At 66.0% G+C, this 13,902-nt stretch carries 13 protein-coding genes; 2 read left to right on the forward strand and 11 right to left on the reverse strand.

Annotated features, from left to right (window positions below; genetic code table 11):
• Together BA190_RS04445 and BA190_RS04450 are read right to left on the reverse strand one after the other, a co-directional pair.
• A partial coding sequence (locus tag BA190_RS04445) for a low specificity L-threonine aldolase (protein WP_068283204.1) occupies positions 1–923 on the reverse strand: 923 nt, incomplete at its 3' end.
• A 67-nt stretch (positions 924–990) separates the two neighbouring features.
• On the reverse strand, positions 991–2,289 hold the full coding sequence (locus BA190_RS04450) for an MFS transporter (protein ID WP_202908422.1): 1,299 nt from the start codon (positions 2,287–2,289) through the stop codon (positions 991–993).
• 166 nt (positions 2,290–2,455) lie between these two features.
• Between BA190_RS04450 and BA190_RS04455 the strand changes: the two genes are divergently transcribed.
• Positions 2,456–3,064, forward strand: coding sequence for a CGNR zinc finger domain-containing protein (locus tag BA190_RS04455; RefSeq protein ID WP_068283208.1), 609 nt, complete (start codon positions 2,456–2,458; stop codon positions 3,062–3,064).
• 286 nt (positions 3,065–3,350) lie between these two features.
• On the opposite strand, the gene BA190_RS04460 is transcribed toward BA190_RS04455, so the two are convergent.
• From BA190_RS04460 to BA190_RS04475, 4 genes are all read right to left on the reverse strand, one after another.
• Positions 3,351–3,845, reverse strand: a complete 495-nt coding sequence (locus BA190_RS04460) for a DoxX family protein (protein WP_082979448.1) — start codon at positions 3,843–3,845, stop codon at positions 3,351–3,353.
• A gap of 20 nt (positions 3,846–3,865) precedes the next feature.
• Positions 3,866–4,621: a DNA-binding domain-containing protein gene (locus BA190_RS04465; RefSeq protein WP_068283212.1), complete on the reverse strand. Its 756-nt coding sequence runs from the start codon at positions 4,619–4,621 to the stop codon at positions 3,866–3,868.
• Positions 4,621–5,484, reverse strand: coding sequence for a DUF692 family multinuclear iron-containing protein (locus tag BA190_RS04470; RefSeq protein WP_068283216.1), 864 nt, complete (start codon positions 5,482–5,484; stop codon positions 4,621–4,623). Before BA190_RS04470 ends, BA190_RS04465 begins: the two co-directional genes overlap by 1 nt.
• Positions 5,485–5,795: 311 nt before the next feature.
• Positions 5,796–6,077 (reverse strand): DUF2282 domain-containing protein, encoded by a 282-nt coding sequence (locus BA190_RS04475; RefSeq protein WP_068283219.1) that lies wholly within the window; start codon positions 6,075–6,077, stop codon positions 5,796–5,798.
• 591 nt (positions 6,078–6,668) lie between these two features.
• Between BA190_RS04475 and argC the strand changes: the two genes are divergently transcribed.
• Entirely contained in the window at positions 6,669–7,628 is a 960-nt protein-coding gene (gene argC / locus BA190_RS04480) for an N-acetyl-gamma-glutamyl-phosphate reductase (RefSeq protein ID WP_068283221.1), read from the forward strand.
• Between the two features lie 114 nt (positions 7,629–7,742).
• On the opposite strand, the gene BA190_RS04485 is transcribed toward argC, so the two are convergent.
• Genes BA190_RS04485 through BA190_RS04505 form a run of 5 tightly spaced genes read right to left on the reverse strand, consistent with a single transcriptional unit; the run spans position 7,743 to position 13,504 of the window.
• The gene (locus tag BA190_RS04485; RefSeq protein ID WP_068283223.1) at positions 7,743–8,303 is read right to left on the reverse strand and encodes a hypothetical protein; all 561 of its coding nucleotides are present in this window, start codon (positions 8,301–8,303) and stop codon (positions 7,743–7,745) included.
• A 51-nt stretch (positions 8,304–8,354) separates the two neighbouring features.
• A complete protein-coding gene (locus BA190_RS04490) occupies positions 8,355–8,918 on the reverse strand; it encodes a sarcosine oxidase subunit gamma (protein WP_068283225.1) in 564 nt (187 codons plus the stop codon).
• Positions 8,911–11,913, reverse strand: a complete 3,003-nt coding sequence (locus BA190_RS04495; protein ID WP_068283228.1) for a sarcosine oxidase subunit alpha family protein — start codon at positions 11,911–11,913, stop codon at positions 8,911–8,913. The genes BA190_RS04490 and BA190_RS04495 overlap by 8 nt, the downstream gene beginning before the upstream one ends.
• A complete protein-coding gene (locus tag BA190_RS04500) occupies positions 11,910–12,245 on the reverse strand; it encodes a sarcosine oxidase subunit delta (protein WP_068283231.1) in 336 nt (111 codons plus the stop codon). The genes BA190_RS04495 and BA190_RS04500 overlap by 4 nt, the downstream gene beginning before the upstream one ends.
• Before the next feature lie 8 nt (positions 12,246–12,253).
• Entirely contained in the window at positions 12,254–13,504 is a 1,251-nt protein-coding gene (locus tag BA190_RS04505) for a sarcosine oxidase subunit beta family protein (RefSeq protein ID WP_245314552.1), read from the reverse strand.
• Positions 13,505–13,902: the final 398 nt, after the last annotated feature.

Raw genomic sequence — 13,902 nt, forward strand, 5'->3', positions numbered from 1 at the left:
CCGGCCTCCCTCACCCGGGCGATCACGGTTTTCGGCAGGATGGCGAAGACTTCGTTGGCCTCGGTCTCGTAGCCGAGCCGATGCCCCGCCGCGACGAGGCCCTGCGACAGGGCCGTTGCCATGGCATTGGCATGGCGGGCGAGATCGAGCCAGTGATCGCCCTCCAGCATGGCCAGGAACTGGGCCGCGATCGGCCAGGCCTTGGAAAAGACATGGCCGCTGCGCTTGCGTAGCCATTCGAGTTCGGCGGCCTTCTCCGGCTCGAACAGCACCACGGCCTCGGCCATCAGGGCACCATTCTTGGTGAGGCCGAAGGCGAGGGCATCGACACCCGCCTTCCAGGTGATGTCGGCGGCGCTGATGCCATCGGCCTTTTCGAGGAAGGCGAAGGCATTGGCGAAACGTGCGCCGTCCATATGCACCTTGAGGCCGCCTGCCCGGGCGATATCGGTCAAGGCCGTGATCTCGCCGCGGCGATAGACGGTGCCGCTTTCCGTCGCCTGGGTGATCGACAGCACGGCGGGCCTGGGGATGGCGGAACCGGAGCCCGAGCCGCGCGCCAGCGTGGCCTCCAGCCCTGATGGCGTCAGCTTGCCGCCGGCACCGGGGATCGGCACCAGGCGCGCGCCATGGGTGAAGAACTCGGGCGCACCGGCCTCGTCGCCGACGATATGCGCCTCCTCATAGGCATAGATGGCGCCATAGGGCGGGCTGAGAGCGCTCAAGGCCAGGGAATTGGCGGCACTGCCGGTGGCGGCAAAGAGCAGCCCGACCTCCCGGCCGAACAGATCGGCCAGGCGTGCCTTCAATTCGCGGGTGAGATCGTCCTGGCCATAGGCGGGGGCGATGCCATCGGCGCCGCGTGCGAGCGCCTCGATGATTTTGGGGCTGGCTCCAGCCCAATTGTCGCTGGCGAAATTCATGCCTTGAAGTAGAGCGCTCCCGCCCTGAAGCGCAAGGGGGAAGAGGCAAGCTTTCCGGTGCGACGCGTCAGCGCTCCCAGCCCTTGCCGCGCGGCCAGGGCAGCAGGACGAAGCTGGCAATGCCGGCGGCCAGCAGCACGACGATCACCGCAAAGACGGGCAGGAAGGGATCGGCATTCCGAGCCGCCGCGACGGATCCCGCCAATCCCGTCAGCCATTGCATCACGGCGACGCCGAGAAAGATGGCCGTGTTGAAGATGGCGAAGGCCCGGCCGGCGACCTCTTCGGCATAGGCGGCACGGACATCGGCATATTGCAGGATGAAATAGCCGGTCATGAAGCCGAGCAGGATCACGGCGGCGATATCGACGAGGCTCGAGATCTGCCCCGCCAGGACCGCAAAGGCGGCAATGCAAAGGGCCGCGCTGGCGATGATCCAGGTGCGCCGGCCGCGATTGCCGGGCTTCAGCAGGCCGAAAGCGGGTGGCCCGAGCAGGGCTGCGACCGAGGTCGCCAGCATGACGTGGCCGCTCGCGACCAGGCTGAAACCGTGCCGCTCCATCAGCATCGGCACGGCCCACAGGCCTCGCAGGGTGAGGAAAGCGGCATAGGAGACGCCGCCGAGCAGGAGGATGCCGAGCGAATGCCGCTCGGCCAGCAGCGGGCCCACCTTGGCAAAGGCGTCGAGCAGGCTTGGGCGGCTACGCCCTGGCGCGGGCGCTTCGTCCCGGACGAGCAGGACATTGGCCGCCAGGACGAGGATCGAGATCCCGGCAAGCGCCAGGAAACCGGCCCGCCACGACCAGGTTTCCACCACCAGGGCGAGCGGCGTGCCCGTCATCAGCATGCCGATGCCGCTGAAACTGAGGACGAGGCCGGACAGGCGCGCAAATTGCGAGGCGGGATAGCGATTGGTGACGAAGACGATGGCGCCCAGGAAGGCCGGCGCGCAACCGACACCGATCAAGACCTGGCTGGCGATTAGCACGGGCAGATTGGGCGCGAGGGCCGACCCCAACGCACCGAGGCAGGCAAGCAGGAAGGCAGCGCAGACGGTGCGGCGTGGTCCGAACAGGTCGAGGGCCACGCCGATGGGGATCTGCGCCAGTGCGAAGGACAAATGGAATGCGCCGGCGAACAGGCCGATCTCCTGGGTAGAGGCACCGAATTCCAGCTTGAGTTCGCCGGCGAGCAGCGTGGCGACGGTCCGGAATGCCTGGCTCATGGCCGCCACTGCCGAAAGGGCTGCCAGCATCGCCCAGAGCGGGATTCGGGCCCCGGCACTGCCAGCTTCGGCCTGCCGGGGCGGCGTTCCCTCGAAGGCGCGTCCGTTTCCTGTCAGCGCGGCACTCCTATCGCGATCCAAGGCGCCCTCCTCGCGGTGGGTTCGGCATCTATATAACCATCATGGTGGTTAGTATTGTCGAGCCGGTCGCGTTGACTGTCAACCCCCAAGACGGTTAGAATTCTTCGAGGCTTGCCGCGCTGCGTGGCCCGGCCAGCCGGAACCGGTCCGGGCTCGAAGGGATGCCATGACGTTGATTTCACCGGTACGCGATGACCTGTGCATCGCCTTCGCGAATACGCGTTCCTGGCGAGGACGGGAAACGCCGGTCGAGCGGCTGCACGGCGTGGCCGATCTATTGGCCTGGACGAAGCGGACCGGCGGAGAGGCGGGTGAACGCATCGAGCAGGCCAGCCGTTGGGCCGGTGAACACCCTGATGATGCCGACCGCCTCTTCGACGCGGCGATCCGTCTGCGCGAAACGCTTTATCGCGCTCTGGCCGCGATCGCCGAGAAGCAGGCCGTCGAGGAGCGCGACTTCGCCGCTCTCGCCCAGGCCATCGCCCAGGCTCCCGGTCGCAACCGCCTGGTGCGCGCGAAGGACGGCTATGCCTGGCAGATCGGGCCTTTCGAGCCTTCGGCGACGCATCTGCTCGCCTCGGTGCTGTGGTCGGCCGGCGATCTCATTCCCGCCGCCGATCGACACCGCATCCGGCGCTGCGCCAACCCCGAATGCCGTTTCCTCTTCCTCGACGAGAGCAAGAGCGGGACCCGCCGCTGGTGCGACATGGCTACTTGCGGCAATCGCGCCAAGGCCAGCCGGCACTATGCCAAGGTCAGGCAGGATGCAGGCTGAGCAGAGTGTCTCTGACAGCTGACCGGTGATTGCTCATGCCCGCCCACGACGGTTGCGCAGCCCCTCACCGTACCTCTCCCCGTAAGAACGGGGCGAGGAGACCTCGGCCGGTCACGCCTCACCGAAAGCGTCCAGTCTCGCCCAACCGTCGGGCGAGATGCATGGTCTGAGCGTCGATCGCAACGCCTGCGTCCCCTCGCCCCGCTCTTGCGGGGAGAGGATAGAGGTGAGGGGCAACGCGGCACCAACAAGACCACGGTTCCCCGGCAGCCATCAGGCCCCCGCCTCAGGCGAACGAGACCTTCCGGCCGGTCCAGCGGGCGATCAGGGCGTCCAGGGAAAGGAAGCCGCCGCCGAACTTGGCGAGATAGAGGGCGCAGACCATCCAGGGCAGATGCTCGTTGTAATGGTCGGGATAGACGAAGAGCTGGATCACCAGCGCCATGCCGAACAGGCCGAGGCCGCCGAGCCGCGTCGCCAATCCGACGAGGACCAGGACGGAGAACACGCTTTCGCCCAGCAGGGCCAGGTGGGCGGCAAGCTCCGGCGGCAGCAGCGGCAGCTTGTATTCCTCCTGGAAGAGATAGACGGCGCTGTCCGACAGCGAGAACAGCGTGCCGTCGGCCACCTTGGTACGGGCCGACCACCAGAACACCCGGAACAGGGCAAGGCGGGCGATCAGGGCGATCAGCCAATGCGGAATGAGCGTGAAGAGATGGATCAGGCGATCCGCCAATCCCGGCGCTGCCGGTTCGGAGGATGCGAATGTCGTGCGGGTCATGGCAACACTCTCCGACAGGTTCAGATCTGGAAGCGGCAGGCGATTCCGGCCGCAACCAGCCCCGCAATGGCGGCGGCCAGGTCGAAATCCTGGGCTTCGGCGAAGGCGGCCTCCGCCGCCGCCTCCAAGGGATCCCCGGCCAGCAGCGCGGCCAGAAAGGCATGGCCGCCCGGCGGCAGGATCTGCACCTCGACGTCGAGGCGGGGTCGGGTCACCAACACGTCCTCGCCGGACCAATCCACGATCTCCCGCGCCTCGCCGCCGGCATTCATCTGCCAGATCGTCGCCACCGGGAAGGCCGAGCGCAGGAGACGAACCGCCGGATGGATCTCGACCCGCACCTCGTGCAGCCGCGCAGGATCGAGGGCTGCGAGCGCCGATGGCGGAGCCGGCTCGGCATCGGCGGCGTGATAGGCCTGGGCCCGGGCGATCTCGAGGCGCATCACATCCGGCAGGTAGGCGACCTCCCGTGCCGGCTCGAAGCCTTCGGTGAAAGCCGGCAGGTCGTCGCCATAGTCGAGCAGCAGCGGCGAGCGTGGCGGATGCTCGCGCGCAAAGCGGATGGCCAGGGCCCGGAAGAAGTCGGCGCCGACGATGGCGATCGAGGTGGGAAAGCGGCTCTCCAGCGCCGCGGCGAGGCCGAGCGCGACATTGTCGCGATAAACGGCAAAGCGCCGGTTGGGCGCCACGCCGTTATGGGCTGCAAGCCCCTGCGGCAGCGCGGCGGCCGGGTCGAGCACAGCGTGCCGGAACGAGGATTGCGTGTCGGCCAACATCAGGCGGCCCTCGCCTTGATGATGCGTGCCATCGCCACCTCGGCAAGCGCCGCCTCGCGGGCCAGAACCGGCCAATCCGGCACGTCATTGTCCCATTCGATCAGGGTCGGCAGCCGCCCGGTGCGGGCGATGACGCGTTCATAGAGCGCCCAGACCGGATCGGCGACCGGCCGATCATGGGCATCGATCAGGAGCGGCGCGCCGGCATCGTCAATCGTCTCGGCATGGCCGGCGAGATGGATCTCGCCGACGAGATGGAGCGGGAAGCGATCGAGATAGGCCTCGGGCGAGGTCGCGTGATTGGTGGCGGAGACGAAGACATTGTTGATGTCGAGCAGGAGGCCGCAGCCGGTGCGCCGGGCGATCTCGCTCAGGAAATCGGTCTCCTCGATGGAGCTCTCCTCGAACAGGAGATAGGTCGAGGGGTTCTCCAGCAGCATGCGCCGCCCCATGATATCCTGCACTTCGCCGACATGGTCGCAGACGCGCTGCAGGGTCTCGGGCGTATAGGGCACCGGCAAGAGGTCGTTGAGGAAGACCTCTTCATGGCTCGACCAGGCCAGGTGCTCGGAAAAGCTCGCCGGGTGGTAGCGCTGTTCGAGCGTCTTCAACCGGGCGAGGTGATCCTTGTCGAGCGGCCGCGCCGCGCCGATGGACAGGCCGACGCCATGCAGCGAAAGCGCGTAGTTTTCACAGATCGCCCGGAGCTGGGCATGCGGCGGGCCGCCCGCCCCCATATAATTCTCGGCGTGAACCTCGAAGAAGCCGATGTCAGGCCGGGTGGTGAGAATGGTCTCGACATGCTCCGGCTTGAGCCCGGCGCCGGCGCGCAAAGGCAGTGTCGTGCTGGCGGAATGGTTCATGGGATTCTCCGAGGGCGTTCCGGGGCATACGCATATCTCGAACCCCTGCCCAAAGAGGCTCAACTGGCCTTCTCCCCTTTTGCGGGAGAAGATGGCCTTGCAAAGCAAGGACGGATGAGGGGTGTTAGCGCGCACCTTGCCGAGTTGCGTTTCTCCCCTCATCCGCCCCCAAATCTCTTGCTTGAACGCGAGGTCCTGGAAGGACCTCGCTATGGCACCTTCTCCCGCAAGGGGAGAAGGCTCGTCGCGTCTTGCTCGGTATGGTCTGGATAGGAGCATACCTCGGCAAACGCGCCGAGATGAGAGAGCGATCAGCTCTTGACCGGCGTCAGTGAGCCCATGCCCGTCGGCGTCTTCATGGTGACGCAGCTTCCCTTCGGCACCAGCTTGAAGGACTGGCCGTCATAGTCGATCGTCGAGGTGCCGGCGCAGGAATGGGCACCGGCCGCACAGTCGTTCTGGCCCTTGAGGGCGACGCCGTAGCATTTTTCCTTGGAATCGTCGGCTTTGGCGGGAGCCGACAGCAAGGCAGCGGCGCTGGCGACGGCGCCGGCCAGAGCGAAAGCGGTACTGGCCTTGGTGAACACGGACATGGGAGTTTCCTTCTGTTGCTGGATGGCGGAAACGGCTGGTTGCCGCTCCGCATGGCCTTGACTATGACCCGCTCCGGCATCGGAGCCAAATCAAGTGAGCGTGCCGAAAACCACACTTTTTGCGCTAAAACATGTGATTCCAGCCGCTGTAACGATATTCGCCGCCACGACGTAAGTTGTTACCCACCGGATCTGAAGGAAATGCTCGCGGCGCGCTTTCCGATGCATGGACGTCCCGCCCCATAGGCGCCGACCCCGGGACTTTCAGGATGGTCGATCTGGAGATCGACCCACCAGAAGAGCGCTAAACGACCGTTCAAGAATGAGCGCGCCGTCATTCCCGGCCGAGCTTCTCGTGAGCGAAGCGAGAGAGGGCGAGGGGAAGGGAATCCAGGGGCTAGAGATCGTATCTACGACCCCTGGATCCCCTTCCCGCCGCCTGGGGCGGCGCCCGGGATGACAATCGATCAGAGCGCCTATTCTTGAACGGTCCCTAAGCTCCGCAATACGCTCCGGCATTGACAGTGACACCTCTTGCTCCGATATAGCCAGCGTTCCCGACAGCCCGCCTCTCCTCAAGGAGGATCAGACATGGCCGCCCTCTCCGATCTCGCCGAAAAGCCGCACCAGGCCGGCGCCGTCCGCACCGTCTTCATCGACGGCGAAGCCGGCACCACGGGCCTCGGCATCCGCGAGCGATTGGCGTCGGTGGCGGGCGTTGCCCTGCGCAGCATCGCACCCGAACTGCGCAAGGACATCGCGGCGAAGAAGGCGCTGCTGGCCGAGGTCGACCTCGTGGTGCTCTGCCTGCCCGACGCCGCCGCCAAGGAAACGGTGGCGCTGATCGCCGAGCTCGACGGCAAGAAGCCCAAGGTGCTGGACGCTTCCACGGCCCATCGCGTCGCGCCCGGCTGGGTCTACGGCTTTGCCGAACTGGCGCCAGGTCAGGCCGAGGCCATTGCCAAGGCGAGCCACGTCGCCAATCCCGGCTGCTACCCCACCGGCGCGATCGCCCTGCTGCGTCCCCTGGTCGATGCCGGCGTGATCCCGCAGGACTATCCCGTCAGCGTCAACGCGGTCAGTGGCTATTCCGGCGGCGGCAAATCGATGATCGAGGCCTATGAGGCGGGCACCGCTCCCTCCTTCGAGCTCTACGGCCTGACGCTGGAGCACAAGCACGTGCCGGAGCTGCAGGCCTATACCGGCCTGACCCGCCGGCCGATCTTCGTGCCGTCCGTCGGCAATTTCCGCCAGGGCATGCTGGTCTCGGTGCCGCTGCATCTCGACACGCTGCTGGGCAAGCCAAAGGCGGCGGACCTCCACGCCATCCTCGCCGACTATTATGCCGGCGCCAGGCTGGTCAGCGTCGAACCGCTGGACGGCGCCGCCAAGATCGAGGCGGAAGCGCTCAACGACACCGACCGGCTCGAGCTTCGCGTCTTCCCGCACGAGGCCCATCGCCAGGCCGTGCTGGTGGCGAGGCTGGACAATCTCGGCAAGGGCGCCTCCGGCGCCGCGGTGCAGAACATCCAGCTGATGCTGGGTGTCTGAGCCCGCGGTAGCGGCTGCTCCTTCTCCTCGCTCTGTGCGCGTGCATCGCGACGTGGCGGCAAACGGCCATCTGATGCGCTTGGGACGGCGGACGAGCGCCTGACCTGGTCTCCGCTATTGCGAGACCAGCCGGCAATAGGCGTCCAGCGCCTCCCGGTCCGCGACATCGAGCGCCGTGTCGGTCCAATAGTCGACCAGACAGAGCGGCTCAATGGCATTCAACCGTGAGAGAGCCTCTCGGAAAAGCCCGAGCCGGACGTCATCCGGCGAGGACATTTCGAAGAAGATTTCCCGAATGATGCCGGCATCATGGCTACATATCAGATAGAAATCTGCATCGTGACCGAAACATAGGGCATCCGGATTATAGTAGCCCCATTCGTCATGTTTCTCGAAGCCGGCCGATGCGGTCGCGTTGAACTGCATCACACGAGGAAGAAAAGCCAGGGCTGCGCCGAAAGCCTCCGGCGTCAAGGCGACGAATTGCGCCTGCTCCTCGGGAGCATCGGCAATGACATGCACGTCCGTCCAGCCCATGCCGTCGGGCGCAGCATGATCGGCGGCGTGTTGTGCGGCCTTGTTCAGATCCGTTCGGTAATGGGCAAGCGCCATCAAGGGATGAAGGGAGCGCATGCCCCAATCGTCCTCATGGATATGGATCTTGCCGGGGGTCAATCCAGTCTCCCCAATGCAGCCCGCGAGCGTTGGGGCAATGCCTGTGCCGCTCTATTTCACATATTCCCGCGCAGCCTGCTCGAGCTGGCCATGCAGGTAATCGGTGAAGGAACGCCAGACCTCGACGTGAAAGTCGTTCGCGCCCTTGCGCCACAGCGCGATTTCCGTCTTGGCATAGAGCGTGCGGGTGGCGGTGCCGACGGGAAAGGCCTTGGGATCGAGATCCAGCATGACGCCGGCATTGAGCACGTCGGCGGCCAGCGAGCCCGAGACCAGGATGCCGACATTGCGGTGGCTGACATCCACCAGCGAATGCGGCTCCTGCACAGCCGCCTCGATGGCGGCGTAGACCTCGGCCTCGGTATTCTCCGGCGCGAGCAGCAGCCACTCATCCGGGCCGAGCTTGAAGGCGGTGCGGGTGTCGTCGGTGGCGGCGGTATTGAGAGCGGTCGGCAGCGCCAGCCCGAAGGCCTGGCCGGCCGCGACGGCAGCGCTGTCCGGCCCGCGCAGCACCAGGCGGGCGCCCCGCGGGGCCGCCTCGATGGTGAGGCGACTGCGGGCGGTGATCGGCGCGATGCCGTCGAGCGGATCGCGGCGGGTTGCGATATCAGCCATTGAGCCGCGCTCCTTCCTTGTCGATGAAGATCGGGTCGACCACCTTTACGGCGATCGAGCCGCCGGGCATCGGCACATAGACCGTCTCGCCATAGCGCGAGCGGCCGCGCTCGAGATTGCACAAAGCGATGGAACGGCCGAGATTGGCGCTCCAATAGGCCGAGGTGACGTGGCCGAGGGCATGCTCGCCGATAGCGGGCTGCGCCACCTCGGTGATCTGTGCGCCCTCTTCCAGCACCACGCCGGGATCGACGGTGAGGAGGCCGACGAACTGCTTGCGGTTGGGATCCTGCAGATCGGGACGCATCAGGCCGCGCTTGCCGACGAAATCGGCCTTAGCCTTGCCCACAGCCCAGCCCACGCCGGCCTCGTCCGGCGTCAGCGTGCCGTCGGTATCCTGGCCGACGATGATGTAGCCCTTCTCGGCGCGCAACACGTGCATCGCCTCGGTGCCATAGGCGCAGCCGTCATATTTGACGACCTCGGCATGGATGGCCTGCCAGACGGCCCGGCCATAGGCGGCCGGCACGTTCACCTCGAAGCCAGCCTCACCGGTGAAGCTCATGCGGAACAGGCGGGTCGGGACACCGCAGATGCGGCCTTCCTTGACCGACATGTGCGGCATGCCGTCCTTGGAGATGTCGATGCCTTCCACCAGGGGCGCCAGCACGTCACGGGCATGCGGGCCCTGCACGGCGATGACGGCCCATTGCTCGGTGGTGGAGGTGAACCAGACCTTGAGATCGGTCCACTCGGTCTGGAGGTAGTCCTCCATATGCGAGAGCACGCGCGGCGCACCGCCGGTCGTCGTGGTGACGTGGAAACGATCGGGCGCCATGCGGCCGACCACGCCGTCGTCATAGACGAAGCCGTCGTCGCGGGTCATGATGCCGTAGCGCAGGCGGCCCGGCTCCAGCTTCATGAACGGGTTGACATAGATGCGGTGCATGAACTCCGCCGCATCCGGGCCGACCACCTCGATCTTGCCGAGGGTGGAGGCGTCGAACATGCCGACCTTGTCGCGCACCGTCTTGCATTCGCGGTTGACCGCATCATGCATGCTCTCGCCGGCGCGCGGATAGTACCAGGCGCGCTTCCACAGGCCGACATCCTCGAAGTCAGCGCCCATCTCGACCTCGGCCTCGTGCATCGCGGTCTTGCGCACGGGATCGAACAGGTCGCCGCGCGCCGTGCCGGCGAACAGGCCGAAGGTGGTCGGCGTATAAGGCGGGCGGAAGGTGGTCAGGCCGACCTGCGGCACCTTCTTGTCGATCGCCTTGGCGGCAATGGCCAGCGCATTGATGTTTGAGGTCTTGCCCTGGTCGGTCGCCATGCCGGTGGTGGTGTAGCGCTTGACGTGCTCGATCGAGCGGAAGCCCTCGCGCGTCGCCAGCTTGATGTCCTTGGCGGTGACGTCGTGCTGGAAGTCGACGAAGGCCTTGACCCGGTTGGCATTGCGGTCATGCGGCAGCGCCCCGGTGTAGAACCCTTCCTGCGAGGTCTCGCGATCGACGTCGAAGGTCTTGAGGGCGCCCTTGTCGAAGCCGGCGTCACGCCCGGCCTCGTGGCCGGCGGCAAAGCCGTCATTGATCACCGCGCCGAAGTCGAACACGCCGCGGCAGGCGCCGGCCGAACGCTCCTCGTCGCGGGCGAAGCCCGGCACGAAGATCTGCTTGGCCTCGTCGTAGCGCAGCTTGCCGCGCGACTGCGAGAACAGATGCACGGTCGGCGTCCAGCCGCCCGACATCAGCACGAGGTCGCAGGAGACCGTCTCCCGGTCCCTCACGGTGCCGTCGGTGCCGACACGGCCGAGCCTGACGGCATTGACGCGCAGCCGCCCGCTGGTGCCCATCATCGTCGCACCGAGGCTGACGCGGATACCGGCCTCCCGGGCGGCACCGACCAGGGCACCGCCATCGGGCCTGATATCGGCGATCACGGCGATCTCGACGCCGGCGGCCTTGAGGTCGAGCGCAGCCTGATAGGCGCTGTCGCAGGCGGTGAACACCACCGCCCGGTTGCCTGGCTTGACGCCGTAGCGGTTGACATAAATGCGGGCCGAGTCGGCCAGCATGATGCCCGGACGGTCATTCTCCGGGAACACCAGGGGACGCTCGATCGCACCGGCGGCGATGACGACCTGCTTGGCGCGTACCTGCCAGAGCCGCTCGCGCGGCGTGCGGGCTTCCGGCTGGGCGACGTGATCGGTCAGCCTTTCGGCCAGGGCGACGAAATTGTCGGAATACCAGCCGAAGGCGGTGGTGCGCGGCATCAGCCGGACGCGGTCGTTGAGGGCCAGCGACATGATGATGTCGGTGGCCCAGTCGCGTGCGGCCCGGCCTTCGACGGTCGCCGTGGTCTCGGCCAGCAGCGAGCCGCCGAGCTCGGCCTGCTCGTCGACCAGGATCACCGAGGCGCCGGTCTCGGCCGCGGCGATGGTGGCTGCCAGGCCCGCCGGCCCGGAACCCACCACCAGCACGTCGCAATGGGCATAGCGGTTGAGGTAGCGATCGGGATCGGCCACCTTGGGCGCCTCGCCGAAGCCGGCCGCGGCGCGGATCTTCGGCTCATAGACCGTTTTCCAGAAGCTCTGCGGCCACATGAAGGTCTTGTAGTAGAAGCCCGACGCGAAGAAGGGCGACATCGCGTCGTTGACGGCGCCGGCATCGAATTTCAGCGAAGGCCAGCGGTTCTGGCTGGTGGCGACGAGGCCCTCATAGAGCTCGACCTGCGTGGCGCGCAGATTGGGCGTGGTGCGGCCGGCATCCCGGATCACCGTGACCATCGCATTCGCCTCTTCCGAGCCCGCCGACATGATGCCGCGCGGCCGGTGATATTTGAACGAGCGCCCGATCAGGTGCACGCCATTGGCGAGCAGGGCCGAGGCGAGCGTATCGCCGCGCACGCCCTGATAGGCGATGCCGTCAAAGCTGAAATTGATCGGCTTGGCGCGGTCGATGCGCCCGCCGGCAGCGGTACGGAGGGAGGCGGTCACGAGCGCGCCTCCGTATTGGAGGGCGTAGCGGCAGCAAGCTCGGTGGCCAGCGCCGCCAGGTCGGGCTTGGGTTCGCCCTGCTTATAGGTCTTCACGAACTTGTCGGTCACGGTGTGGCGCACGGCGTTGAAGAAGCGCGCGCAGCCATGTACGTGGCGCCAGCGCTCGGCGATCAGCCCCTTGGGATTGGAGCGGGTGTAGAGGAAGCCTTCCCAGACCTCGTCCGTCGGGTTGTCCGCGAAGGCCGGACGGGCAATATGGGCCTCGCCCATGTTGCGGAACTCCAGTTCCGGGCGATCCTGTTCGCAATAAGGGCAGCGGATGAGCAGCATGACGGTCCTCAGTGCGCGACGGCGGCGGCGGCCGCTTCGTCGATCAGGCGTCCGGTGCGGAAGCGATCGAGGGTGAAGGGAGCGGCGATCGGATGGGGCTCGCCTGTCGCCACCGTATGGGCGAAGACATGGCCCGAGCCCGGCGTCGCCTTGAAGCCGCCCGTGCCCCAGCCACAATTGACGAACAGGCCGGGCACCGGGGTCTTGGAGAGGATGGGCGAGCGGTCGGGCGTCACGTCGACGATACCGCCCCAGTTGCGCATCATGCGGGTGCGGCGCACCACCGGGAAGAGCTCGCAGATCGCGTCGAGCGTATGGGCCGCGATATGCAGGCCACCGGTCTGCGAATAGGAGACATACTGGTCGGTGCCGGCGCCGATGACGAGATCGCCCTTGTCCGATTGCGACATATAGGCATGCACGGTGTTGGACATCACCACGCAGGGCATGATCGGCTTGAGCGGCTCGGACACGAGGGCCTGCAGGGGATAGCTTTCCAGCGGCATGCGCACGCCGGCCATGTCCATCACCACCGAGGTGTGGCCGGCGGCGACCACGCCGAGCTTCTTGGTCCGGATCGTGCCCCTGGAGGTCTCCACCCCGGAGATGGCGCCGGAGGCATCGCGCAGGATGCCGGTGACCTCGCAGTTCTGGATGATGTCGACGCCCAGCGCGTCGGCGGCGCGGGCATAGCCCCAGGCCACCGCATCGTGGCGGGCGACGCCGCCGCGACGCTGCAGGGCGGCGCCCATGATCGGGTAGCGGATGTCCTTGGAGATGTTGAGGATCGGGCAGAATTCCTTCGCCTCTTCCGGCGTCAGCCATTCATTGTCGATGCCCGCCAGGCGGTTGGCATGGATATGGCGCTTGAAGACCTGGATGTCGTGCACGTTGTGCGCCAGCATCATCACGCCTCGGGCCGAATACATCACATTGTAGTTCAGCACCTGGGACAGGTTCTGCCACAGCTTCATGGCGTGGTCGTAAAGCTTGCCGCTCTCCTCCCACAGATAGTTGGAGCGGATAATAGTGGTGTTGCGCCCGGTATTGCCGCCGCCCAGCCAGCCCTTTTCGAGCACGGCGATATTGGTCATGCCGTGCTCGGCGGCCATGTAATAGGCGGTGGCGAGGCCATGCCCGCCGGCGCCGATGATGATGGCGTCGTAACTGGCCTTCGGTTCGGGCGAGCGCCATTGCTCGGGCCAGTCCTGATGACCACGCAGCGCGTTGCGCGCCAGGGAAAAGACAGAAAACCGCACGTGTTGCCGCCCGTTGGATGGAGTCTTGAATGGCGCGACTATCATCATCCCGCCGATGAGCAGTCTAGCACGGAAGCGACGCGCCTTTTGTCGCATTGGAAGAAATTGCACAAAAGGTTCTGTCCACCAGGCCCCTGACAGGACGCATTTGGGATAGTATTTGACCATTGGGTCGCATCCGAATATCTCATATTTGTCAAATTACGACATTAAACGCGACATATGGTCGGGCCCACATCAGAATTCTTCAAAAAATGTCGCAATATCGTCCTGCCTCGTCGTTTCGGACAATGCGGTACAAACCGCCCCGCAACCGTCGCTTTTGACCATAATGGGCACGTAGATGCCCGATGCCATCATGAGGGCGAGCGCTCCACAGGGTGCGCTTTCCCGCCTCC

This window comes from Labrys sp. WJW (assembly GCF_001676615.1).
Taxonomy (GTDB): Bacteria; Pseudomonadota; Alphaproteobacteria; order Rhizobiales; family Labraceae; genus Labrys; species Labrys sedimenti.

Coding starts and splice junctions, on each gene's coding strand:
- BA190_RS04455 (WP_068283208.1), top strand. CDS start 2,456: ATGACGTTGATTTCACCGGTACGCGATGACCTGTGCATCGCCTTCGCG.
- BA190_RS04460 (WP_082979448.1), bottom strand. CDS start 3,845: ATGACCCGCACGACATTCGCATCCTCCGAACCGGCAGCGCCGGGATTG.
- BA190_RS04465 (WP_068283212.1), bottom strand. CDS start 4,621: ATGTTGGCCGACACGCAATCCTCGTTCCGGCACGCTGTGCTCGACCCG.
- BA190_RS04470 (WP_068283216.1), bottom strand. CDS start 5,484: ATGAACCATTCCGCCAGCACGACACTGCCTTTGCGCGCCGGCGCCGGG.
- BA190_RS04475 (WP_068283219.1), bottom strand. CDS start 6,077: ATGTCCGTGTTCACCAAGGCCAGTACCGCTTTCGCTCTGGCCGGCGCC.
- argC (WP_068283221.1), top strand. CDS start 6,669: ATGGCCGCCCTCTCCGATCTCGCCGAAAAGCCGCACCAGGCCGGCGCC.
- BA190_RS04490 (WP_068283225.1), bottom strand. CDS start 8,918: ATGGCTGATATCGCAACCCGCCGCGATCCGCTCGACGGCATCGCGCCG.
- BA190_RS04500 (WP_068283231.1), bottom strand. CDS start 12,245: ATGCTGCTCATCCGCTGCCCTTATTGCGAACAGGATCGCCCGGAACTG.